We start from the raw sequence: 25,240 nt of genomic DNA on the forward strand, positions 1-25,240 counted from the left end.
CCTGCCCGCCCCCTACGGGTGCTCTCGTGACCAGATCAGGGTACGAGATTCTCGCGCTGCGCGACCGACGGTCCGGCACGGGCGGTGAACACGTCGAGGCGCAGGTCGGCGTCGCGGTAACCGCCGGCGTGGTGCAGTGGTCCGTGCCGCAGCCGATCATGCACGTCGTCACCCGACTGCGGATACTCGGCGACCTCGTGCCGCCAGTGCACGGCGATCATCTCCCCGCCGGAACTCAGCGATGCCGGCAGCCGCTCCAGCAGACCGTCGAGGGCGTCGGGATCGAGGTAATAGAGCACCTCGCTGAGCACGATGAGGTCGAACTCCTCGTCCGGCCAATCGGTCAGGAGGTCACCGATCTGCACCCGTACCCGATCGCCGTGATGGGCGAGCCGACGGGTCGCCAGCTCCACCGCGCGCGGGCTCAGGTCGGTGCACAGCAGCCGATCGCTGCGCCGGGCCAGTTGATCACTGAGCACCCCGATCGAGCAGCCCGGTTCGAAGACGTGGGGATAGTGTTCCGCGCTCAACGAGGCCAGGGTCAACGCGTATTTGCGGCGCTCGTAGAAGCGCTCCGCGAATCCCCAGGGATCGTCGCTGCCGGCGTACATGTCGTGGAAGTAGGTGTCGGACATCGACCGCGTCGGCGATGCGCCCCCGGCGCCCGTCGTCATGCGAACACGAACTCTCGGGATCGGATCAGGTGGGCGAGCACATGGGGCGGCAGGACCGCCGCGTCGGCCGGATCATCCGACAACGGCCGGACCTGGGTGTCGAAGGCGTTGATCGCCGCATGTTTGACCGCCAGGATGGTCGGATCGATGCGGTGCGCGCGCAGGCGATGCCACGGGATGGTGGGATCGCCGGGCCGGGCCCAATGCCACATCCAGATGGGATACCACCACACCGGCAGATCGAGGCGCGCGGCCACCTCCCCCGCGACGGCGCCCACCGCGTCGTGGTCGGGGTGGCCGTCGGCCGACCACACCGACAGCAGGCCGGTCCGGACATCGGGTGCCTCGGCGACGATCGACTCGGTGATCCCGGCAACCGTGTGACGCTCCGCGGCGAGCGCCCCGTCGGTCAACCCGCACCACCGGGGACGCGCGACACCCAGCATCTCGGTGGCGGCGTCGAGCTCCACATGCCGCCGGTCGGCGAGCTGATCGGCGGACAGCGTCGGCGAACCCGGGTGCGAGGCTCGGCCATCGGACATACAGACGACGACGACCTCGATGCCGGCCCGTGCGGCCGCGGCCATGATGCCGCCGGCGCCGAGTACCTCGTCGTCGGGGTGTGCGCCGAGCACCACCAGGCGCTCGACGTCGAGGGTCAACTCCGGCCACGGCCCGTGTGCCGTGATCCAGGTCTGCCAGGCATCCTCTCGAGTGCCGTCCGCGGTGACCGGAGTGCCGGCCAGGCCGTCGGCGGTGGACTGTGGTTCGGTCACCGGCATCGGTCCTCCTGTGCGGTCGGGCGCCGGGCGGTCGATTCCTCGACGACGAGGCGACCGAGGGTCACCAGATCGCGGTCGGCGTGGGACTGGCGGATGTAGACCCCGAGGTCGGCGACAGCCTGCGCATGCTCGCGGTGATGCACGAGCGGCGCGGGCCCCAGCGCGCGATTGACCCGGTCGATGACATCGGTGGCGATCTGCTCGACACTCCACCGCACCTGCGAGGCCAGCCGACGCGCCCGCTCCAGGCCCTCGGGAGCGGAGTCGATTGCAGCGGCGGCATGGGAGAGCAGCGCCTGCCCCTCGGCGAGGCGGGCGTCGACCGCACCGAGATGCATCAGCGTGATGTCGTCGTCGCGACCCCGAGCGGCGGTGGCGTACAGCGTGTCGGCGACCTTGCGAGCACCGCCCAACCAGCAGGCGGCCACGCCGATCCCGCCGTGGAAGAAGCCTGCCCGGTCCAGATATGCCCCGGGCTCACCGATGGGGCGTGCGACGGCCCGGTCGAAGCGGGCGGTGCCGGTCTCGGTGGTCCGCATCCCCGTCGCGGCCCACCCACCGCGCTCCGGGCGCACCCCGGGTTGCTGCAGATCGACCGCGAACAGGCGCCGCCGGTCCGCGTCGCGTGCGGTGACCAGGGCATGGGTGCAGCTGATGACCCCCGAACACCACGGTTTGGCCCCGGTGAGTTCCCATCGGCCGGCCTGCCGTTCGGCGGTCACCGTTGGCTCCGGCGGTTCGGCCGCCCACACCCCCCAGAACTCGCCGTCCCCGGTGCGCTCGCCGATGATGTCGGCGAGGATCGCGTCCGCGTCGAGGTGGGCCTCGACGAGCCGGCCCATGGAGATGTCGCGATGGCACAGTCCGGCCAGGACGCGCAGCCGCTCGGCGGTGTCACCGCGGCCCGGGAGCGGGACGTCGAGGTGACCGTCGGTCACGACGCGCAGTGCGAGTGCGGGGGCGTCACACATCATCGGGCCACCTCCGAGTCATGCGGGTGTCGGTCGGCTGGGTGTCGGTCATGCAGACGTCGGTCATGTGTGGATCTGCGGCAGAGGATCTCGAGGCCCTGCAGATATCCGGCGAAACCCGCATCCGTGCGTCCGTCACGTCGCGTCGAGGTCGCCACCGGGGACCGGCCGCTGCGTCGGACCCGGGCACCCGAGGCCATCAGGCGGCGCACGATGTCCACATCCTCGTCGCCGGTCCGCGGGGCGAAACCACCGATACGCCGATACGCGTCGGCGCGAAAGCCCAGGTTGGCGCCGTGCACGTGATGGTGGTTGTCATCGGCGCGGTAGCGGTCGGCGAACAACCCCGCGACCGACGACGGCCAGTCGTCCCAGCCGACGGGCACCACCGTCCCGACAAACGCGTCGACGCCCTCGGCTGCCGCCTCGAGCTGGCTCCGCAGCCAGTCCGGCGGCACCTCGGAGTCGGCGTCGGTGGTGGCGTACCAGGTGGTCTGCTCGGAGTGCGCGCGTGCCCGATCGGGATGTGCGGCGTAGCCGAAACCGGCGCGACGAGCGGCGCCCACCGACCGTGCACTGCAGGTCAGGGAAGAGACATGGGCGGGCACCGCCTGCCAGGAAGCATCGGTGCAGGCGTCGAGCACCACGATGATCTCCACGTCGGCGCCGACGGCCTCGGCGGCCACCTCGAGTGCGGCCAAGCAGCGTGGCAGCAGGACTTCCTCGTTGTGCGCGGGCACCACCACCACCGCACGTTCGATCGGCGAGTGGTCGCTGCGAACGTGAAAATCGGTCATTGGCGCCCTCCGGGGTCGTCTGACGACGTCGATGCCCAGTGGCTGCAGGCCGATCTGTGCGAGGGTACCCAGATCCGCGAAATCTCACACCGCGAACCGACGGACAGCGGATGTGCAGGTCGACGCGGCCGCGCGGCCGTGTGCACGGCGATTCCTCAGGTTTGGTCCGTTACCCTGAACACCCGTGGCAGGAAATGGTGAGAACCGCAGCCCCGTCGACCTGATCGTCGTCGGCTCCGGATTCTTCGGACTGACGATCGCCGAGCGGGCCGCGACCCAGCTGGACAAGCGGGTGCTGGTAATCGACCGCCGGCCGCACATCGGTGGCAACGCGTACTCCGAGGCCGAGCCGACCACCGGCATCGAGATCCACAAGTACGGCGCACACCTGTTCCACACCTCCAACAAGCGGGTGTGGGATTACGTCAACCAGTTCACCGATTTCACCGGCTATCAGCACCGCGTCTTTGCGATGTATCAGGGGCAGGCCTACCAGTTCCCGATGGGACTGGGCCTGGTCGCGCAGTTCTTCGGCCGCTACTACTCACCCGACGAGGCGCGCGCACTGATCGCCGAGCAGGCCGCCGAGATCGACACCGCCGAGGCACGCAACCTCGAGGAGAAGGCGATCAGTCTCATCGGTCGCCCCCTGTACGAGGCGTTCGTCAAGCACTACACCGCCAAGCAGTGGCAGACCGACCCGAAGGAACTGCCCGCCGGCAACATCGCCCGGCTACCGGTGCGCTACACCTTCGACAACCGCTACTTCAACGACACCTACGAGGGTCTGCCGGTCGACGGCTACACGGCGTGGCTGGAGAAGATGGCCGCCGACGACCGCATCGAGGTCCGGCTCGACACCGACTGGTTCGACGTCCGCGACGACCTGCGCGCGCAGTCCCCGGACGCGCCGGTGGTCTACACCGGTCCGCTGGACCGCTACTTCGACTATTCGGCCGGCCGACTCGGCTGGCGCACACTCGATTTCGAGACCGATGTGCTCGACACCGGCGATTTCCAGGGCACTCCGGTGATGAACTACAACGACGCCGACGTCCCGTACACGCGCATCCACGAGTTCCGGCATTTCCACCCCGAACGTGACTCGTACCCGGCCGACAAGACGGTCATCATGCGTGAGTACAGCCGCTTCGCCGAAGCCGACGACGAACCGTACTATCCGATCAACACGCCGGAGGATCGTGCGAAGGTCTCGGCCTACCGCGATCTCGCGAAAGCCGAGACGGCACAGCGCAACGTGCTGTTCGGCGGGCGGCTGGGCACCTACCAGTACCTGGACATGCACATGGCGATCGCCAGTGCGCTCACCATGTTCGACAACACCCTGGCGCCGCACCTCGCCGAGGGCGCTCCGCTCTCGACGTCCGACGGGCAGTGACCGGGTGTGTGAACCGATGAGGCGGAATACATGACAGTGACCCCTGTGAACCAGACCGACATTCCCGAGGCAGGTGCCGGTCCGTCGAAGGCGACCGCGCTGTTGCAGCGCGTCATCTTCCCGCGGCCGGGCGAGCCGATCGATGTGCGGTCGCTGTACCTCGTCGAATCGCCGAACAACGCAAGGCGCGCGCACGCGCCGAGTCGGACGTCGGTGTCGCTCGCTACCGAGTCCGAGGTGAGCTTCGAGACCTATTTCAACGCCTTCGCCGCCGCCTACTGGCGCCGCTGGAGCGTGCTCACGTCGGTCGTGCTGCGCGTCGAGGTGGTCGGCACCTGCCGGGTGGATCTGTACCGCTCGAAGATCGACGGCTCGCGCATCGGTATCGGCGGCGACCTGATCGCCACCGACGAGAACGGCCGCGGTGTGGCCGAATTCGAGCTCGACCTCGGCCCGTTCGAAGACGGCGGCTGGATCTGGTTCGACATCACCACCGACACCGACACCGAGATCGTGGCGGCCGGTTGGTATTCGCCGATCGAGGCATCGACCGGCGACGAGACCAAACGCGTCACCATCGGCATCCCGACCTTCAACCGGCCGACCGATGCGGTCAACGCACTGGCCGCGCTCACCTCGGATCCGTTGGTGGACGAGGTGATCGACGCCGTCATGATGCCCGATCAGGGCAACAAGAAGGTGGTCGACGAACCCGGCTACACCGAGGCGTCCGCCGCACTCGGCGACCGGCTGCACATCTTCGATCAGCCGAACCTCGGCGGCTCCGGCGGGTACGCCCGGATCATGTACGAGGCGTTGCGTCGCACCGACTCTCCCTACATCCTCTACATGGATGACGACATCATGATCGAGCCCGACTCGATCCTGCGGGCGCTGGCCATGTCGCGATTCGCCAAGTCTCCCATGCTCGTCGGTGGGCAGATGCTCAACCTGCAGGACCGCAGCCATCTGCACTGCATGGGCGAGGTCATCAACCGTGAGAAGTTCATGTGGACCGCCGCGCCGTTCGTCTCCTACGACCACAACTTCGCGAAGTACCCGCTGCGCGACCGGGAGAACTCCAAGAACCTGCACCGACGCATCGACGTCGAGGGCAACGGGTGGTGGATGTGCATGATCCCGCGGCAGTGCGCCGAGGAGATCGGCCTGCCGATGCCGCTGTTCATCAAGTGGGACGACTGGGAGTTCGCGCTGCGTGCCGCCAAGGCCGGCTACCCAACCGCGACGGTGCCCGGGATCGCGATCTGGCACATGGCGTGGAGCGACAAGGACGACGCCATCGACTGGCAGGCCTATTTCCACCTGCGTAACCGACTGGTGGTTGCGTCGCTGACCAAGGACGGCCCGATCGACGGCATCGTCAAGTCGATGGTCAAGGCGACGGCAAAACACCTTCTCTGCCTGGAGTACTCGACGGTGGCGATCCAGAACGAGGCCATCCGCGACTTCCTGGCCGGGCCGGATCACATCCGCAGCTTGTTGCCGACCGCGCTGCCGAAGATCGCCGCGATGCGCAAGCAGTACCCCGACGCGGTCGTGTTGCCGTCGGCCACCGAGCTGCCCCGCACCAGCGGTCAGGCCACCCATCTGGGCACCAACATCCCCGAGGGCAAGGTCGCCAAACTGAAGTCGCTGACCGCCGCATTGGTCCGCAACGCCAAGCCGGCCGACCCGCGCCATCACGAGGTGCCGCAGGCCAACTTCCCGCCGATCGAGGCGCGCTGGTTCAGTCTGGGACGCGTCGACGGCGTCACCGTGACCACCGCCGACGGCCGCGGGGTGGTCTACCGCAAACGTGACCGCGACAAGATGATCGCGCTGGCCAAGGAGTCGGCGGCACTCGTGCGCGAACTCAAGGACCGCTTCCCGGCGATGCGCGAGGACTACCGGGCCAAACATGCAGAACTGACGAGTCAGGAGAGTTGGGCGCGTGTCTTCGGAATCGACTGAGACGCCCTCGGCGCCGGTGGTGCTGCCACCGGCGACCGGTGAGGTCGCTGCACTCCTCGCGGTCCAACGCATGGCTGCCGATCGCTCCGCTGCGGTGTCGGCAGCGCGGGGCCTGTCGCACTTCGGCGAACACTCGCTGGGGTGGCTGGCGATCGCCGGTGTCGGTGCGGCCGCCGCCTGGCGACGCGACGATCAGCCGGCCCTGCGGCGGTGGGCCGAGGCCGGCGTCGGTGCGTTCGGTGCGCACGCCGCGTCGGTTGTCATCAAACGGGTGGTCCGGCGCAGGCGTCCGCACGATGAGCGCATCCGCGTCGGGGTGTCCACCCCCAGTAAACTCAGCTTCCCGTCGTCGCACGCCACCTCCACCACTGCCGCCGCCATTCTCATCGGTCGGGCGGCCGGGTTACCGCCGGCGGCCCTGCCTGCGGTACTCGTCCCGCCGATGCTGTTGTCGCGGCTGGTCCTCGGCGTGCACTACCCGACCGACGTGCTCGCCGGAGCGGCCATCGGAGCGGCGAGCGCGGCGGCCGTCACGGCGGGTGACAGACTGTTCGCGACCAACGTCGCTACGAGATGAGTCCGAGGACATGAGCGAAGAGCCGATCGAGCATGAACCGGTGCTGGCACCGCCGAAGAATCTGGCGACCGGCCTGATCAAGGCGGTCCGCCCCCGGCAATGGGTGAAGAACGTCCTCGTTCTCGCCGCGCCGTTGGCGGCGGGCAGCGTGGGCGAGAGCGATGTGCTCGCGCCCGTCGCGATCGCCTTCGTCGCGTTCTGCCTGGTCGCGTCGTCCATCTATCTGGTCAACGACGCCCGCGACGTCGAATCCGACCGGAACCATCCCACCAAACGGTTCCGCCCGATCGCCGCGGGCGTGGTGCCGGTGCCGCTGGCCTACGGTCTGGCGGTCGTGCTCGCGGTGGCATCGCTGGGGATCTCGCTGCTCGCCAACTGGGAGACGGCGGTCGTCATCGCCATCTACCTCGGCATCCAGCTCGGCTACTGCTTCGGCTGGAAGAACCAGCCGGTCATCGACATCTGCATCGTCTCGTCGGGCTTCCTGCTGCGTGCCATCGCCGGTGGTGTCGCCGCCGAGATCGAGCTGTCGCAGTGGTTCCTGCTGGTGATGGCGTTCGGATCGCTGTTCATGGCCGCCGGCAAGCGGTACGCGGAACTGCAGCTGGCCGAACGCACCGGCGCCAAGATCCGCAAGGCGCTGCAGTACTACACCACCACCTACCTGCGGTTCGTGTGGACCTTGTCGGCGACCGCGGTGGTGATCTTCTACGGCCTCTGGGCGTTCGACAACGCCGACACGAATGTCGCCTACTCCGTGTCGATGGTGCCGTTCACGATCGCGATCCTGCGCTACGCGGTCGACATCGACGGTGGTCAGGCCGGAGAACCCGAAGAGATCGCGCTCGGTGACCGCGTCCTGCAGTTGCTGGCCGTCGCCTGGTTGGTGTGTGTGGGTGTCGCGGTCTATGCGGTCTCCTGACCTGGGGTCTTCAACAGTCGACAGCACTGGGGCCGGCACCGACGACGCCCGCACCGAGCCGATCGCCGTCGCCGATTCCGGCCGTGGACCGCGCACCTGGGGTGCCCGACAGTGGGTGCCCGTCATCAGTTTCCTGATCGGCACGGTCACGGTCACCACCCTGTTCACCATCGGTGTGTGGCAGCGCCGGTGGATCGCCGACGACGGACTGATCGTGCTGCGGACACTGCGCAACCTCTTCGCCGGCAACGGCCCGGTGTTCAACGCCGGCGAGCGGGTCGAGGCCAACACCTCGACCGCCTGGACCTACGTGCTGTGGTTCTGGGCCTGGGTCACCGACGGTCAGCTCGAGTACGTGGCCCTGTGGGTGGCGCTGGTGCTGTCGGTCGCGGCGATCCCGATCGCGATGTACGGCACCGCGCGGCTCCACCGCACCCGACTCGGCGGCCTGACCGGGGACGGTTGGACGCTGTTGCTGCCGTTCGGTGTGATCGCCTACGTCGCGTTGCCGCCCGCACGGGACTTCGCGACCAGCGGCCTGGAGAACGGGCTGTGCATCTTCTGGGTCGCGGTCCTGTGGTGTCAGCTGGTCGCCTGGAGCCGACGGCCGGCCATCGATCCGTCGGGGTGGCAGCGGGCCGCGACGCTGACGCTGGCATTCACCGCCGGACTGGCGCCGCTGATCCGGCCCGAGCTGACCATCCTCGGCGCGCTGGTCCTGCTGCTGGTGATCCTCGCACCCACCTCATGGCCCATGCGGATCGGCATGATCCTGGTCGCCGCGGTGCTGCCGGTGGGATATCAGGTCTTCCGGATGGGGTACTACGCGCTGCTGGTGCCCAATCCCGCGGTGGCCAAGGACGCCAGCGGCGCCAAGTGGCATCAGGGCCTGCTCTATCTGGCCAACCTGTTCGGGCCCTACGCCCTGCTGCTGCCGGTGATCCTGGTGATCGTGACGGGCATCATCCTGGTGGGTGGACGCCGCCTCGCCGGTGAGAAGGGCGAACCCGATCCGTCCGAACCCGAGCGGTCCGAGCCTGTCCGGCTGACCTGTCGGCAGCGGGTGGCCGGGTGGTCGGCGGCTCTGCAGAGTCCCACGGCGGTGACCGTCACGGTGCTGCTGGCCGGGTTGATCGGCGGTATCTACTGGATCCGGCAGGGCGGCGACTTCATGCACGGCCGTGTGCTGCTGGTCCCGTTGTTCACGTTGTTGCTGCCGCTGATGGTGGTGCCGGTGACCATTCCGGCCCACCTGCGAGCGGCGTTCACATCGACTGCCGACGCCGCCGCGCGGCGCCGCACGCGGGTGCAGCTCGCCGGATCGGTGGTCATGGGTGCCTTCTGGGTGACCATCGTCGCGTGGGCCGCGGTGTGCAGCCACAACGTACTCCCCAATGCCGGCACCGACATCGGTCGCAGCGGCATCGTCGACGAGCGTCGCTTCTACGTCACCAACATGGGCAACGAGAACCCGGTGACCGCCGAGGACTACCTCGACTATCCCCGCATGGGTGCGATGGCCGAATGGATCGAGCGTTATCACGACGAAGGCGGCGTGATCCTGCCGTCGTTCAACTATGACGAGTGGTACATCGCGAAGCTGCCCGGCAACATCGCACCCGAGGACCGCAAGCTCACCGTCTACTTCCTCAACCTGGGGATGACGAGTATGAACGCCCCGCTCGACGTCCGCGTCATCGATCAGATGGGTCTGGCCTATCCGCTCGCCGCGCACACCGAACGCCTCGAGGACGGACGCATCGGGCACGACAAGGTGTTGCCGTCGGAATGGGTGGTCGCCGAGGCCGGGGCGTACCCGCGCAAGCCGGTCCTGCCCGGGTATCTGGACGAGGACGTGGTGGCGCAGGCGCAGGTGGCGCTGAAGTGCCCGCAGACCCAGGACCGCTTCGACTCGTATGAGGCGACGTGGACGTTCGAACGGTTCAAACGCAACCTCAAGGAGTCGTTCGAGTTCACCGACTATCGGATCGAACGCGAACCCGAATACGAGATCCAGCGGTGCGGTCTGCAGATGCCGCCCCGGATTCATCCACGCTGACATCCATCCATGCGGGACGCGGGTTTGCTCATCGATATCTCGAATCGGTAACGTTCGGCCCGACTTGGTCGATAGATCAACGTGACCAGGACACCGGTGCGCTGACTGCATAACGGCTTGCCGACGAGCAAATGTGAGAGCTATCACAGCGTTTGTCAGCGTTGGGGGGATGCAATAGGCTCCCGAAACGGTGCTCAACGGCCGAAATCGGGCTGTGCGGCGCGCGATGTGCTCGCGTGCGGTGGCGATTCGCCAGAGCGTCGTCGGGGGATGTCAGCGGCCGGGTGTCGTAGGAGGATCCGGCGGATCGGGGAGGTTGTCCCGTTCCGCCCGGATGACAGAGGGAGATATCAGTCGATGCGTGAAGCTGCTGCCAGGCCGCCAAGAGCCGGTTGGGCACGAAACCGAGCCGTCGCGGCGTTCATCGCGATGGCGACCGTGATCGGCCTGGCCGGTGTGATCGGCGGTGCCGGTGACGCGAGCGCCCGGATCGGTGGCACCCAGATCGGCAAGCAGGAGTTCTGGGTCAACGGATGCGGCATGCCCAACGTGAAGGTGCGTGCCTGGAAGCGTCCGGGTAACTACAAGACCGCGATCCTGCTCGACGGCATGCGCGCCCAGTACGACTACAGCGGCTGGGAGATCAACACCAACGTCCAGGAGATGGTCCGCTCCGGCGTCAACGTCGTGGAGCCCATCGGTGGACCGGCCAGCTTCTATACCAATTGGGATGCGCCCAGCAACTTCAACAACCAGCCGTACCGCTACATGTGGGACTGCGTCATCACCAATACGCTGGTCCGCGAACTCGACCGGCGCGGTTTCCGCGTCGGCGCCAGCCGCAAGTACGCGATCGCCGGTCTGTCGTCGGGCGGTAACGCCGCGCTCGTGATCGCGGCCCAGAACCGCCACAATTTCGACCGCGCCGCCTCGCTGTCGGGATACAACTTCCTCAATGCGCCCGGTATGCGCACCGCGCTGCGTCTGGCGATGTTCGACGTCGACCCGAAGCCGTGGAACATCGACGCCATGTGGGGTCCGCCCTGGAGCCCGCGCTGGTTCGCCAACGACCCGTTCATGAACATCAACCGCATGCACGGCATGAAGGTGTTCATCGGCTCCGGCAACGGACTGTTCGGTCAGTACAACTCGCTGCCGAACGTGTTCGACGATCTGTTCAAGGGCTCGACCCTGGAGGTCTTGGCATTCACCCAGGCGAAGGCATTCGAAGCCGCCGCCCTCGTGCAGGGTCTGCCGCTGATGACGTACTACTCCAACGGCACCCATGCCTGGGGTTACTGGCAGGACATGCTCTGGAACGCCAAGAACCGCGGGTTCTTCCGCTGAGGTGACCGGCGACTGAGTCGCCGGACAACATCAGTCACAGAAATCCCACGCGTAACAGCGTGGCGCACGCAAAACAGAACGCCCTACGTGTAAGAAACACGTAGGGCGTTTTGTTGTCTGTGAGGTTGTTGTGACTTCTGGGGAAAGAGTTACACACTCACCTGGTCAAACGCCGTGATGCTCAGGTGGTGTGAAGGAGTCCGAGGGTGAACTGGCAAGTGGTTCGGCAAGTCGTGGCGCGCAGCAGCACGCGGAACACGACTGACGATGTTCGGGGGTACATCGGTCAGCGAGGTCGCTCAGGCGGCCCCCGGCGATGGGCCACCGGTGCGGTGACGGCTGCCGCGGCGGTGATGGTTCTGGCCGCCCCCACCATCCCGGCCGGCGCGGTGCCGGCTCCCGAACCCGGAGCGCCTGCGGTACAGCCGCCGGCCCCGGCTCCCGAGTCGGCCGCGCCTGCCCCGCAGGCGCCGGCACCCGCCCCGGTGGCCGCGACCCGACCGGCGCGGGTCACCAACACCTTCTGGTACACCGACCGCCGAGTCGCGTTGTGGGTGGATTCACCGGCGATGGGTACCAACATCCAGGTGCAGCTGCTGCTCGCCCGCGACTGGTGGGCCAAGCCGAAGGAGAAGTTCCCACAGCTGATCACCCTCGACGGCCTGCGGGCGCAGGAGGACCAGAGCGGCTGGATCATCAACACGAGCATCGAGGACTTCTACCGCGACAAGAACGTCAACGTGGTCCTGCCCATCGGTGGTGAGTCCAGCTTCTACACCAACTGGAAAGAACCCGACAAGGGCAAGAACTATCAGTGGGAGACCTTCCTGCAGTCCGAACTCCCGCCGATCCTCGAGAGCGACTGGCGTTCCACCGACGTCCGGGGCATCCAGGGGCTGTCGATGGGTGGCTCGGCGGCGATGATGCTGGCCGCTCGTAACCCCGGCTTCTACAAGTACGCCGCGTCCTATTCGGGCATCCTGCAGCTGACCTCCTACGGCATGCCGCAGGCGATCCAGTTCGCACTGCGCGACGGCGGCGGCTACGACTCGATGAAGATGTTCGGTCCGCCCAGCGACCCGGCATGGCAGGAACACGACCCCTACCTGCTGGCCGAGAACCTGCGCGGCACCAGCCTGTACGTGTCCTCGGGCAACGGTCTGGTCGGTCCGCACGACAAGCCGTCGGACATCCCCCTGCTGGCCACCAATTACTCCGGAGTCGGCCTGGAGATCCTCAGCCGGGTGACCTCACAGCAGTTCGCGATCAAGCTCAACCAGTTGGGCATCCCGGGCCAGGCGGTCTACCGACCGTCGGGTACCCACACCTGGCCGTACTGGCAGTTCGAGATGCAGCAGTCCTGGCCGCAGGCGGCCGGCGCGCTCGGTCTGATGAACGACCACCCGGCCTGCAAGGTCGGGTTCCCGAAGGCCTACGAGGCGAACAAGGAACTCCTCGGCGAATGCCTGACACCGGTCTACGGTGTGCCGGGCGGCAAGGCCCAGGACTTCCGCGGCGGGCGGATTATCACCGGTCCGAAGGGGCCGAAGATGGTCGGCGGCGGCATCGGCGGCGAGTACGTCGCCGCCGGCGGGCCGGGTGGCAAGCTGGGTCTGCCGACCAGTGACGAGATGCCCACCCGAGACGGAAAGGGCCGCCTCAACACGTTCGAACACGGCCGGATCGTCTGGACCGCCAAGGACGGTGCGAAGGTCACCAAGTGACCATCGGCACGCGGCGGCGGGTCAATCTGAGCGCGACCCGTCGCCGGGGCTGAGACTTCACTGAGTAATCGGCACGTTTCTGCTGGTGGGGTGGGTCGGGTAGCGATTTGCCCGCCTGGGAGGCGGTAGCCTGACGCAAGGCGGAGCGCAGGAGGCGAGCCGCGGCAGCAGGTGTGAGAACCCGGATGCGTCGACGACGTCGCGGCCGGGTGCGACGAGGAAGTGACGATGACCCGAAAGTTTCTGCAACTCGCGATGGTCGCGGCGGGACTCGCGCTGACCGTGGGTTCGGTGTCGGCGTGCGCCGATGACTCGACGGCAACGGCCCCGATCACGAGCAACCCGGTGACGACCACCTCGATGTACTCGACGACGCCGTCGTCGTCGGCGGTCGCGTCGGCAGAACCCTCGCCCAGCGCCACTGCAGAACCCGACGACACCGGCGAACCGACTCGTGAGGACTCGGCCGGAACGGCGCTGCCGGCCACGGCGCCCAACCCGAGCACCGGCGTGCCGCAGAGCTTCCCCGGACCGGGCGGCCAGGAGATCGGACCGAAGGGGCAGGCCTACCTGGCGGCGCTGAAGGAGCAGAACGTCACCTTCATGGGCGACACCGACAACTCGGTGGCGCTCACGATGGCCGAATACGTGTGCAACGAACGCAAGAAGGGCACCGACCCGGTCACGGTGAAGGCGTTCGTCACCGCGTCGGTCGGCCCGGGCACAGATACCGTCGTGGAAGCCAATGCGAAGGCCGACAAGGTCATCAAGGCAGCCGACGAGAACTACTGCTGATAGGTGAACGCACGGAGATCGCAGCGCCGCAGACGGCGACTGCCGAAGATTCTGCTGTTCCTCGGTCTGCTGGCGGCCCTCGCGATCGTCCTGATCGTGGTGCTGGTGATCGTGTTGCTGCAACCCGGACCACCCCGGATTCCCATCGGACCCGGCGAGTCGACCACCGAACCCAGGCGGCCCGACGCCCAGTCGGCCGACTGCCCGGACGTGCTGACCCTGGTCATCCCGGGGACGTGGGAGTCGGCGTCCGACGACGATCCGTACCAACCCACCGCGAACCCGCAGTCGCTGATGTTGCGGATCTCCGACGCGGTGGCCGACGAGTTCCCGGACTCACGCACGAGCGTGTACACCGTGCCCTACGTCGCCCAGTTCCGGAATCCGACCAACCTGGCCGACCGGCAACGCGACTACGACTTCTCCCGCTCGCAGGGATACAAGCGGGCGGCCGGCAAGATCATCCAGACCAACCGGGATTGTCCGTTGACGCGGTACGTGATCATGGGCTTCTCGCAGGGCGCGGTCATCGCCGGCGACCTGGCCAGCAACATCGGCAACGGGCGCGGTGTCCTCGACGCCGCGGATGAGGACCTGGTGCTGGGCGTCGGGCTGATCGCCGACGGCCGACGCGAGTACGGCGAACAGAACGACATCGGGCCATCACCGGAGGGGGTGGGAGCCGAGGTGGCGTTGGCCGGCATGGGCCGGCTCGTGCCCGGCATCACCATGACCGGGCCCCGCTCAGGGGGCTTCGGTGAGCTCGAAGACCGGGTCCAGTCGATCTGCGCGCCCGGTGATCTGATCTGCGATTCGCCGACCGTCACCAACCCGATCCGGGCTATCAGTCAGCTCGCCGGGGCGATCGACAATCCCGTGCACGCGATGTACGCGACCACCGACTACTGGGCACTCGACGGCGCATCGGCCACCCAGTGGATGTACGGGTGGGCGAGCGACGTCATCGACAGTGCGCCCCGACCCGCCCACAACTGAGAGTTTGCCGGCGTGTGCACCGCGTTCCCGAGCGGTTCAGCGGCCGTCCGAGACCGGAATGCCCTCGCTGCGCGCGAACGACGCCTCGTCCTTGTCGACGAGTCCGAAGGACACCAGCGGGCGCGGGTAGACCGCGTCGCCCAGGTAGGCGGCTGCCACCGCCATGCGGTTGGCGCCGCGCGGCAACGAGAACAGGTGGTAGGCGCGGGTGACGGCCTTGGCCGCGTAGCCGGACAGGTGCACTCCGACGGGGTTGGCCACCGCGAACCGCGGTCCCAGATCGACGACCAGCCCCAGATCGTTGTGGCGGTAATCCGTCGACGTCCCGACCCCGATCGAGGCGAGCACGTTGCGTGCGAGCACCTTGCCCTGTCGCACCGCGTGCTGTGCGGTCGGGGGTGTGATGGCACCCCTGTCCGACTTCGTGGTGTCCGGCACCGCCGCGGCGTCCCCGGCCGCGAAGACGTCGGGGTGATCCGGGACGGACAGGTCGGCGCGCACCGCCAGCCGGCCCTTCTCGGTCGGTAATCCGAGAGACTCGATCAGCGGGTTGGCGCTGACGCCGGCAGCCCACGCGACCGTGTGCGTGGCCACCGTGGTGCCGTCGCTCAGCTCGGCGACCTCGTTGGTCAACCGGTCGATGGTGGTGCCCAGGCGGATGTCGATACCGCGCGAACGCAACACCTCGAGCACCTTGTCGCTCAACTTCTCGCCCACCTCGGGCATGACGCGGTCGGCCATGTCGAGGAGTACGAAGCGCACCTCCTGCGGGTCGAAATGGCGCTGCCGGGCGACCTCGTCGGCGAGGGCACGCAGCTGCGCGGTCAGCTCGGCGCCGGCGTAGGAGGCGCCGACCACCACGACGGTGCGGCGCGCGCGGGCGATGGCCGAATCGGTCTCGCGTGCGGCCAACTCCAGCTGTTCGAGCAACCGGTCGCGCAGGTAGAGGGCCTCGGTGGTCGTCTTGAGGCCGAGGGCGTGCTCGGCGAGGCCGGGGATGTCGAACAGCCGGGTGACCGAGCCCGGCGTCAGCACCAGCCGGTCGAAGCGCACCGTCTCGACTGCGCCCGCCCGGTTGTGCACCTCGAGCGTCCGGCCGGACAGATCCACCGCCGCCACGTGGCCGGCGATCAGCTCGGCGCCACGGAGGCTGTCGGCAAGCGGAACGGCGACGAACCGCGGGTCGAGCAGCCCGCCTGCGACGTCGGGCAGCAGCGGGGTGTACAGCATGAAGTCGTTCGGCGAGATCACGGTCACCCGAATCGGATGTTCGGTGGACGTTCGCTGATGGCGCAATAGACGTCGGGCGGTCTCGAAGCCGGCGAAGCCGGCGCCCACGATGACGATGTGCTGGGGTTCGACTGATGCGGTCATGAGTGTGTCCGTACCCGCATACCCGAGCGTGAAACGCGACACGTCTCCCGCGCTCGGGAAAACCGCAGGTCGTGCCGTGGGTCAACGGTCCCGGTTGTGGCGTTGTCGACGATCGGCCACCGGATGGGCCGGATCTGTTTGGCGGTGTGTTGGCCCTGCATTACCGTGATTGGGCGATCGGGCTACCGACACGCGACGCGCAGGGACATGCGCACCGGCAGACGCGCACAGCGCATGAGGAGACAGTGAATGAGCGAGACCGGTAACCTGCGCACATTCCGGTTCGGCGCCGGCGGCGAGGGCAACAAGGACGAGGGCGGTGCCCGCAAATTCGTCAAGCTGGCCCAGACCGCGGAGGAGTACGGCTACGACACGTTCGCGGTACCCGATCATCTGGGCAACCAGGTCGGTCCGATCGCGGCGCTCGGCGCCCTCACCCAGGCCACCTCGACCATCCGGCTGGCGACCTCGGTGCTGGCCAACGGGTGGCGCCACCCCGCGATGGTCGCCAAAGAGGCCACCACCATCGACGTCCTGTCCAAGGGGCGTCTGGAACTGGGCATCGGCGCCGGCTGGATGAAAGAGGAATTCGACAAGGCCGGTATCGAGTTCGAGTCGCCCGGGACCCGCATCCGGCGCCTCGACGAGGCGCTGACCATCCTCGACGGCCTGATGCGCGGCGAGACCGTCGACTTCGCCGGTGAGTTCTATCAGATCAACGGCCTGGAAGGATCGCCGCGGCCGCGGCAGGGACCACGCCCGCCGATCGCCGTCGGCGGCGGCGGGCCCAAGATGCTCGCGCTGGCGGCCAAGCACGCCGACATCATCTCCGTCGCGCCGTCGACGACACGCGAGGGCAAGATGCGGCTGTCGGACATGACCATCGAGAAGACCGCCGAGCGGGTCGACCGCATTCGTGAGGTCGCCGGTGACCGGTTCGACGACATCGAACTCAACTGGACCATCGCCGTCATCGTCATCACCGATGACCGCGAGGCCACCGCCGAAATGGCGCTGAAAGCCCTGGAGCAGGGCTATCCGCCCAACATCGAGCGGGACTGCGAGTTCACCGTCGCCGACGTGATGGCATCGCCGTACCTGGCGATGGGCACCTTCGAGGAGATCGCCGATCAGATCCGTGAGGTGCGTCGGCGGACGTCGATGTCCTATGTCGGCGTCTTCCCGACGCAGATGGACGCGTTTGCGCCGGTCATCCAGCTTCTCAAGGGGGAGTAGCATTGTCGACGGCCTGAGTGTCTCTGACGCGGTGAACGACCATCGACGCTGGCCAGCGGGCGTTTTGCCCGTTTTGCGCGAGCGTGAAGGCATGGTTGACGATCAAGAGCATTTCGAACGGGTAACAATTTGGACTACCGTGACCGCGGTAGCACGGATGGGCGTGGAAAGCGTGGGTCGATGGCATGACGGGGGACATGTCGCCGATCGGGGAGGTAGAGCGCGGTCCACGAGGGGCCACAGGAGTAATGGATGTTGAACACAGAATTTGAGCAGTTCCTCGATGAGAACGGACAGCTCCACTTCACCGAGGACGCGACGCTCGTCGACTACGTCGAGCACAACGTACGCGAGCAGGCCGACACGCTCGCGTACCGCTACATCGACTACAGCCGCGAGCGTGACGGGGAGGCCCAAGACCTGACCTGGGCGCAGTTCGGCAAACGTCTGCGCGCGGTCGCCGCACGGTTGCAGCAGGTCACCAAGCCGGGTGACCGGGTGGCCATTCTCGCCCCTCAGTCGCTCGAGTACGTGATCGGCTTCTTCTCCGCGCTGTACGCCAGCAACGTGGCGGTGCCGCTGTTCTCGCCGGACGAGCCGGGCCACACCGATCGCCTGCACGCAGTCCTTGCCGACTGCACGCCGACCGCGATCCTCACCTCCACCAAATCCGCCGAGGCGGTCCGCGACTTCTTCAAGCCGCTGCCGGCCAAGGAGCGCCCGCGGGTGATCGCCGTGGACGCCGTGCCGGATTCCGTCGGCTCCAGCTGGGTCGCCCCGGTCGCCGGTAAGGACCACAACAAGGACACCGTCGCCTACCTGCAGTACACGTCGGGTTCGACTCGGGTGCCCGCCGGCGTGGAGATCACGTACCAGGCCGTGGCCGCCAACGTCCTGCAGATCTACGACTGCATCGAGATCGACCGCAACGCCCGCGGTGTGACCTGGCTGCCGATGTTCCACGACATGGGCCTGCTCACCGTGATCCTGCCCGCGCTGGGCGGCAAATACATCACGATCATGAGCCCGCAGGCGTTCGTCCGCCGGCCGGGCCGCTGGATCAAGGAACTCGCCGCCGAGTCGGACAATGCGCCCACCTACGCGGCCGCCCCGAACTTCGCCTACGAGCATGCCGCCGCCCGCGGTCTGCCCAAGGAAGGCGAACACCTCGACCTGTCCAACGTCATCGGCCTGATCAACGGGTCAGAGCCGGTCACGGTCAGCTCGATGAAGAAGTTCAACGACGCGTTCGCGCCGTATGGTCTGCCGAAGACGGCCATCAAGCCCTGCTATGGCATGGCCGAGGCCACCCTGTTCGTCTCCGCCACCCAGCGCGAGAACGAGGCCAAGGTCATCTACGTCGACCGCGACGAGCTCAACGCGGGCCGATTCAAGGTCGTCGACCAGCACGCCGACAACGCGGTCACGCAGGTGTCGTGTGGACAGGTCGCGCTGAGCCAGTGGGCCGCGATCGTCGACCCGGAGACGGCCACCGAGCAGGCCGACGGCCACGTCGGCGAGATCTGGCTGCACGGCATCAACATCGGTGCCGGCTACTGGAACAAGCCGGAGGAATCCGAGCAGACCTTCCACAACCGCATCACCAACCCGCTGCCCGACGGCAGCCACACCGAGGGCGCCCCGGCAGACGCGATCTGGATGCGGACCGGCGACTACGGCGTGTGGCTCGACGGCGAGCTCTACATCACCGGCCGGGTCAAGGATCTGGTGATCGTCGACGGCCGCAACCACTACCCGCAGGATCTCGAGTACTCGGCACAGGAGGCCAGTGACGCGCTGCGCCCGGGCTTCGTCGCCGCGTTCTCGGTGCCGGCCAACCAGCTTCCCGCCGACGTGTTCGAGCAGTCCACCAGCGGGTTGACCTTCGACGCCGACGACGCGTCCGAGCAGCTGGTCATCGTCGCCGAGCGCGGTCCGGGGAAAAAGCACGACCCGCAGGAGATCGCCGACACCGTGCGCGCGGCCATCGCGCAGCGCCACGGGGTGATGGCTCGCGACATCCTGTTGGTGCCGGCCGGTTCCATCCCGCGCACCTCCAGTGGCAAGATCGCGCGTCGTGCGACCCGTACCGCCTACATCGACGGCAGTCTGCGCGGCGGCTACAAGCAGACGGCGTTCCCGGACGCCCAGTAGCCCCAACCGTCGCGTGTCGATGCCTGTTTTCCTTGCCTGAGGTGGGCGCTTCCGCGCCTCCGAGGGCCCCCCGATCAGTAGTCTGGAAGCGATGTCTGAACTGAATACCGACGAGTCGCGCGCAAGCGAGGACAACGAGTCGCACTCCACCGGAACCGCCGGCGAGACGGCCGGTGATCTGACCGTCGCCGAACTCCGGGACTGGCTGCGCACCTGGGTGGCCGAGGCCACCGGTATCCCCGCCGAGCAGATCTCCGACGACCGGCCGATGGAGGAGTTCGGGCTCTCCTCGCGTGATGCCGTGGCGCTGGCCGCCGACGTCGAGGACAAGACCGGCGTGATTCTCACGGCGACCGCGGCCTACAACCATCCGACCATCGCGATGCTGGCCAAGCGCATCATCGAGGGTGATCCCGACGAGCTGCTCGACGACGTCGCCGACACCTTCTGGCAGCGTGAACGCAGCGCCGACGACGACATCGCGATCGTCGGCCTCGCGACGCGGTTCCCGAAGGCCGGTGCCACCCCGGAGTCGACGTGGGACGCCCTGATCGGCGGTGTCGACGGCATCAGCGATCTGCCCGAGGGCCGGTGGACGGAATTCACCGACGACCCGCGACTGGCGGAGATCATCGCGTCGGCCAACGTCAAGGGCGGCTACCTCGACGACGTGAAGAGCTTCGACGCCGACTTCTTCCAGATGAGTCCGCGTGAGGTCGAGATGGTGGACCCGCAGCAGCGCCTCGCCCTCGAACTGACCTGGGAGGCCCTCGAGCATGCGCACATCCCGGCCAGTGACCTCAAGGGCGGCCCGGTGGGCGTGTTCCTCGGGACATCGACCAACGACTATCAGATGCTGGCGACCCTGGGTCTCGGCGAGGGTGCCGAGGAGACCGCAGCGTATGCGTTGACCGGAACCGCCACCTCGATCGTGGCCAACCGGGTGTCCTACTTCTTCGACTTCCACGGGCCGTCGATCGCGGTGGACACCGCCTGCTCGTCGTCGCTGGTGGCCGTGCATCAGGCGGTACGCAGCCTGCGCTCGGGTGAGAGCTCGGTCGCCCTGGCCGGCGGCGTCAACATGATCATCACGCCTGCGGTGACCCTGGGCTTCGACAAGGTGGGCGCGCAGGCCAAGGACGGCCACATCAAGGCGTTCTCCGCCGACGCCGACGGCATGATCCGGGCCGAGGGCGGCGGCCTCGTCGTGCTCAAGCGGATGGCAGACGCCCGACGCGACGGCGACCAGGTGCTCGCCGTGATCGCCGGGTCGGCCGTCAACTCCGACGGCCGCTCCAACGGACTGTTCGCACCGAACCCGGAAGCCCAGGTGGAGGTGCTCCGCGACGCCTACACCGACGCCGCGATCGACCCCCGAACCGTCGACTACATCGAGGCGCACGGCACCGGCACCATCCTCGGTGACCCGATCGAGGCCGATGCACTCGGCCGCGTGGTGGGTCGCGGCCGTACCGTCGGCGCGCCCGCACTGCTGGGTTCGGCGAAGACCAATTTCGGCCACATGGAGTCCGCGGCCGGTGCCGGCGCGCTCGCCAAGGTGGTGCTGTCGTTGCAGCACGACACCATCCCGGCCTCGCTCAACTACTCGGGCCCCAACCCGTACATCCAGTTCGACGCCACCGGGCTGAAGGTCAACGCAGAGGCGGGCGACTGGCCGCGCTACTCCGGCCACGCCATCGCCGGCATCTCCGGTTTCGGCTTCGGCGGCACCAACGCCCACGTCGTGGTCCGCGAAGTCCTGCCGTCGGATCTGGACCCCAACGCTTCCACCATCGTTGACGACACCTCTGCTGGTCGAGTAGGCGCGAACGGAGTGAGTGCCGTATCGAGACCCGGTGACATCGACATCGAGGCCCTCGACGACGACGAGTACCTCACCGAGGCCGAGCGCGCCATCCTCGCCGCCCAGACGAAGAAGGACGACGCCCCGACCGAGCAGACCGAGAAAGACCCCGCCGAGGGCTTCGCACCCTGCGCAGCCGACGGTTCGGTGGTCCCCCTGGTGCTGTCCGGCTTCCTCCCGTCGCGGCGCCGTAAGGCCGCCGAGGACCTGTTGGCCTGGCTGGAATCGGAAGCCGGGCAGGCAACTCCGCTCGCCGACATCGGTCGTGCCCTGTCCCACCGCAACCACGGCCGTTCCCGTGCCGTGGTGATGGCACGTACCCACGACGACGCCATCGCCGGTGTCCGTGCGGTCGCCGAGGGCAAGAGCAATCCGCTGGTCTACGTGGCCGATTCGCCCGATGCCGCGTCCGCGGTGTGGCTGCTGTCGGGCTTCGGCTCGCAGCACCGCAAGATGGCCAAGCAGCTCTACACCGAGAACCCGGTGTTCGCGAAGTACGTCGACCGGGTCGACGAGTACGTGCAGAGCGAGCTCGGCTACTCGATCGCCGAGATGTTTCTCGACGACGAGCAGACCTACGGCATCGAGACCAGCCAGGTCGGCATCTACACGATCCAGGTCGCGCTCGCCGATACCCTGCGCCACTTCGGCGCCGAACCCGGTGTGCTGGTACCTCATTCGATGGGTGAGGCGTCGGCCTCCTACATCAGCGGCGGTCTGTCGCTCGAAGACGCCACCCGCGTCATCTGCCAGCGTTCGCGCCTGATGGGTGAGGGCGAGTCGATGCTGCAAGGCGACGACATCCGGCTGATGGCGCTCGTCGAGTACAGCGCCGAGAACATCCAAGACGTGCTCGTCGACTACCCCGACCTCGAGATCTGCGTGTACGCGGCTCCCACGCACACCGTGATCGGCGGCCCGGAGTCACAGGTCGACGCGATCGTGGCCCGTGCGGAGGCCGAGGGCAAGCTGGGTCGCAAGCTGCAGACCAAGGGCGCCAGCCACACCTCCCAGATGGACCCGCTGCTCGGCGAACTGGCCTATGAGCTCACCGGCATCGAGCCGCTGCGCCCCACCGTCGGCATCTACAGCTCGGTCGATCGCGAAACCTTCTATCGCCCGGGCCACGAACCCGTGCACACCATCGAGTACTTCACCAAGGGACTGCGGCACAGCGTCTGGTTCAGCCAGGCCATCGCCAAGTCGGTGGAGAACGGGCACCGCACGTTCCTGGAGCTCTCGCCCAACCCGGCCGTGTTGATCTCCGTCGCGGCCGTGACGTTCTCGGCCGGTCTGCACGACGCCGAACTGGTGGAGACGCTGAAGCGCAAGGAGGACGAGAGCTACGGCCTCGCCAACGCGCTGATGAAGCTGTATGTGCACGGACACCCGGTGAACGTCGGATCGCTGTTCGGCGCCGGTGCGTTCGCCGACATCCCGCGGACTCGTTTCGAGCGCCGCGAGTTCTGGCTCAAGGCCCAGCTGGCGAGCGGCGGCTCGTCGGGCACCGTGCCGGGATCGCATGTCGCACTGGCGGATGGCCGGCACGCCTGGGAGGTGAACGCCTCGGCGGTCACCGACACCCGCGAGCTGGTGCGGGCCGCGGCCGCGCAGGTGCTGGCCGACGCGTCGGTCGGCGCGGTTGTCTCCCACGGTGCGGTTCTGTCGTCGGGCACCCTCACCACCACCTTGAGCCCGCACCCCGGCGGTGCATCGGTGACGGTACATGCCAAGGAAGACAAGAACTTCCGGCTGTTGTACGAAGCCGTGGTGACCGGCGGATCGGTACCCGATCAGGCCGCCGTGCCGGCCGTCGAGTCCGCGCCGGCCTCGCCCGCAGCCGTTTTCGCCGATGACAAGGTGATCACCGAGGACGAGGTCGTCGACGACATCGGCAACAAGTGGGACCCCGAAACCGGCGAGACCGTGGAACAGCGGCTGGCGATCATCGTCGGCGAGTCGATGGGCTATGACCCCGAAGACCTGCCGCGCGAGATCCCGCTGATCGAACTGGGTCTCGATTCGCTGATGGCGGTGCGGATCAAGAACCGGGTCGAGTTCGAGTTCGACATCCCGCAGTTGCAGCTGCAGGCGATGCGGCAGGCGAATCTCGCCGACGTCGTGAAGTTCGTCGAGTTCGCGGTGACCCACCGCGATCAGCTCGACGATCTCGCCGAGAACGCCGCCGGTGGTGGCGAACTCGACACCGCTGCGCTCAATGCCTACATCGACGAGCAGAACGCCAAGGATGTCGCCGCCCCCGCCGACGGAACCCCGAATCCCGCCGACGGAACCCCGAATCCCGCCGACGGAACCCCGAATCCCGCCGACGGAACCCCGAATCCCGCCGACGGAACCCCGAATCCCGCCGACGGAACCAAGGAACCCGCCGTCGGAGCCCTTCGTGACGCTCGCACGATCGATCCGCAGGGAGTGCCAGCTGCCACCAACCTCGCCGATCAAGCCGCCGTCGCCGAGGCCACCGGCTCCGACGTCCCGCCGCGCGACGCCGCCGAACGCCTCACGTTCGGCGTCTACGCGGTGGTCACCAAGTCCTCGGCCGGCGGCGTGTTCAACAAGCTGCCGGTGCTCGAAGAAGAAGTGGCGCAGCAACTCACCGATCGCCTCAACGAGCGGACCGGCGGCGACATCGACATGGAGGACATCCTCGACTCGGAGACCATCGAGGAGATGTCGAACTACGTCCGCGAGTACCTCGATGCGGGTGCCGACACCGACGGCTTCCTCCGTTTCCTCCGCGTCACCGACGGCCAGCAGAGCTACGACACCACTGCCGGAGATCCCATGCCGGCCTTGCTCTTCCACCCGGCCGGCGGCAACACGTCCGCCTACGAGGCGCTGCTCAAGCGCCTGCCGGAGAGTCAGCCGGTGATCGGCTTCGACCGTGTCGAAGGCACCATCGAAGAGCGTGTGCGGCAGTACATGCCGCGTCTGCGTGAGGTGCAGCCGCACGGGCCGTACGTGTTGATCGGGTGGTCGCTCGGTGGAGCGCTGGCCTACGGGTGCGCGCAGGTGCTGCGCGAGGAAGGCGAGGAGGTCGCCTTCGTCGGCCTGATCGACGTGGTCCGACCGTCCGAGCCGGTGGTGGAGACCGAGGAGACCAAGCGGGCCCGCCTCGAACGCTGGCGCGACTTCGCGGTGAAGACCTACGACCTCGACGAGGACGTCCCGATCCCGATGGACCGGCTCGTGGAGGCCGACGACGAGGGGCAGTTCCAGATCATCATGGAGATGATGTCGATGTCGGGCACCAAGATCCCCGGCGGCATCATCGAACACCAGCGCACGTCGTTCCTCGACAACCGCGCGCTGACCAACATCGAACCCACCGACTACGACGGCAAGGTGGTCCTTTACCGTGCCGACAAGATGCACGACGGTGCCATCGAACTGGAACCGCAGTGGGCGAATATCGACGAAGACGGCCGGTGGGGCGAGGTCGTGGACGATCTGGAGATCATCCACATCGGCGGCGATCACCTGTCGATCGTCGACGAGCCCTTCATCGCCAAGATCGGGGCGGACCTCACGCGGCGGCTCGGCGAGGTCCGGGCCGGCACGAAGTAGTAGGAGCGAA

17 protein-coding genes are annotated in these 25,240 nt (G+C 67.6%); 12 read left to right on the forward strand and 5 right to left on the reverse strand.

The genetic code is table 11. The features are described from left to right. Positions 1-35 precede the first annotated feature (35 nt). Genes NWF22_RS10950 through NWF22_RS10965 form a run of 4 tightly spaced genes read right to left on the reverse strand, consistent with a single transcriptional unit; the run spans position 36 to position 3,224 of the window. Positions 36-674 carry a class I SAM-dependent methyltransferase gene (locus NWF22_RS10950; RefSeq protein WP_160901734.1) on the reverse strand — a complete coding sequence of 213 codons (639 nt, stop codon included), beginning with the start codon at positions 672-674 and terminating at the stop codon, positions 36-38. Continuing rightward, entirely contained in the window at positions 671-1,456 is a 786-nt protein-coding gene (locus NWF22_RS10955; RefSeq protein ID WP_160901735.1) for a PIG-L deacetylase family protein, read from the reverse strand. The genes NWF22_RS10950 and NWF22_RS10955 overlap by 4 nt, the downstream gene beginning before the upstream one ends. Beyond that, complete coding sequence (locus NWF22_RS10960; RefSeq protein ID WP_160901736.1) at positions 1,447-2,430, reverse strand: acyl-CoA dehydrogenase family protein; 984 nt, start codon at positions 2,428-2,430, stop codon at positions 1,447-1,449. The genes NWF22_RS10955 and NWF22_RS10960 overlap by 10 nt, the downstream gene beginning before the upstream one ends. Continuing rightward, positions 2,427-3,224 (reverse strand): glycosyltransferase family 2 protein, encoded by a 798-nt coding sequence (locus tag NWF22_RS10965; RefSeq protein ID WP_160901737.1) that lies wholly within the window; start codon positions 3,222-3,224, stop codon positions 2,427-2,429. The genes NWF22_RS10960 and NWF22_RS10965 overlap by 4 nt, the downstream gene beginning before the upstream one ends. Positions 3,225-3,408: 184 nt before the next feature. Here NWF22_RS10965 and glf point away from each other — a divergent pair, with 184 nt between their 5' ends. The 9 genes from glf (at position 3,409) to NWF22_RS11010 (ending at position 15,014) form a co-directional block, all read left to right on the forward strand. Further along, positions 3,409-4,623, forward strand: a complete 1,215-nt coding sequence (gene glf, locus NWF22_RS10970) for a UDP-galactopyranose mutase (protein ID WP_160901738.1) — start codon at positions 3,409-3,411, stop codon at positions 4,621-4,623. Positions 4,624-4,653: 30 nt separating this feature from the next. Further along, complete coding sequence (locus tag NWF22_RS10975; protein WP_160901739.1) at positions 4,654-6,594, forward strand: glycosyltransferase; 1,941 nt, start codon at positions 4,654-4,656, stop codon at positions 6,592-6,594. Then, positions 6,575-7,171 (forward strand): phosphatase PAP2 family protein, encoded by a 597-nt coding sequence (locus NWF22_RS10980; RefSeq protein WP_160901740.1) that lies wholly within the window; start codon positions 6,575-6,577, stop codon positions 7,169-7,171. Before NWF22_RS10975 ends, NWF22_RS10980 begins: the two co-directional genes overlap by 20 nt. Before the next feature lie 10 nt (positions 7,172-7,181). Continuing rightward, entirely contained in the window at positions 7,182-8,093 is a 912-nt protein-coding gene (locus NWF22_RS10985) for a decaprenyl-phosphate phosphoribosyltransferase (protein WP_160901741.1), read from the forward strand. Continuing rightward, positions 8,080-10,152 (forward strand): arabinofuranosyltransferase AftB family protein, encoded by a 2,073-nt coding sequence (locus NWF22_RS10990; RefSeq protein WP_160901742.1) that lies wholly within the window; start codon positions 8,080-8,082, stop codon positions 10,150-10,152. Before NWF22_RS10985 ends, NWF22_RS10990 begins: the two co-directional genes overlap by 14 nt. A gap of 357 nt (positions 10,153-10,509) precedes the next feature. Beyond that, positions 10,510-11,499 carry an alpha/beta hydrolase gene (locus tag NWF22_RS10995; RefSeq protein WP_160901743.1) on the forward strand — a complete coding sequence of 330 codons (990 nt, stop codon included), beginning with the start codon at positions 10,510-10,512 and terminating at the stop codon, positions 11,497-11,499. 353 nt (positions 11,500-11,852) lie between these two features. After that, positions 11,853-13,223 carry an alpha/beta hydrolase-fold protein gene (locus NWF22_RS11000; RefSeq protein WP_160902160.1) on the forward strand — a complete coding sequence of 457 codons (1,371 nt, stop codon included), beginning with the start codon at positions 11,853-11,855 and terminating at the stop codon, positions 13,221-13,223. A 228-nt stretch (positions 13,224-13,451) separates the two neighbouring features. After that, a complete protein-coding gene (locus NWF22_RS11005) occupies positions 13,452-14,018 on the forward strand; it encodes a DUF732 domain-containing protein (RefSeq protein WP_160901744.1) in 567 nt (188 codons plus the stop codon). Positions 14,019-14,021: 3 nt separating this feature from the next. Next, a complete protein-coding gene (locus tag NWF22_RS11010; protein WP_160901745.1) occupies positions 14,022-15,014 on the forward strand; it encodes a cutinase family protein in 993 nt (330 codons plus the stop codon). 36 nt (positions 15,015-15,050) lie between these two features. Here NWF22_RS11010 and NWF22_RS11015 read toward each other — a convergent pair whose 3' ends face one another. Further along, on the reverse strand, positions 15,051-16,388 hold the full coding sequence (locus NWF22_RS11015) for an NAD(P)/FAD-dependent oxidoreductase (RefSeq protein ID WP_160901746.1): 1,338 nt from the start codon (positions 16,386-16,388) through the stop codon (positions 15,051-15,053). Between the two features lie 249 nt (positions 16,389-16,637). Between NWF22_RS11015 and NWF22_RS11020 the strand changes: the two genes are divergently transcribed. From NWF22_RS11020 to pks13, 3 genes are all read left to right on the forward strand, one after another. Beyond that, the gene (locus tag NWF22_RS11020) at positions 16,638-17,624 is read left to right on the forward strand and encodes an LLM class F420-dependent oxidoreductase (protein ID WP_160901747.1); all 987 of its coding nucleotides are present in this window, start codon (positions 16,638-16,640) and stop codon (positions 17,622-17,624) included. A gap of 252 nt (positions 17,625-17,876) precedes the next feature. Next, positions 17,877-19,778 (forward strand): long-chain-fatty-acid--AMP ligase FadD32, encoded by a 1,902-nt coding sequence (gene fadD32 / locus NWF22_RS11025; protein WP_160901748.1) that lies wholly within the window; start codon positions 17,877-17,879, stop codon positions 19,776-19,778. Between the two features lie 91 nt (positions 19,779-19,869). Beyond that, positions 19,870-25,230, forward strand: coding sequence for a polyketide synthase Pks13 (gene pks13 / locus NWF22_RS11030; RefSeq protein WP_160901749.1), 5,361 nt, complete (start codon positions 19,870-19,872; stop codon positions 25,228-25,230). The last annotated feature ends 10 nt before the right edge of the window (positions 25,231-25,240 follow it).

Source organism: Gordonia mangrovi, assembly GCF_024734075.1.
GTDB lineage: Bacteria > Actinomycetota > Actinomycetes > Mycobacteriales > Mycobacteriaceae > Gordonia > Gordonia mangrovi.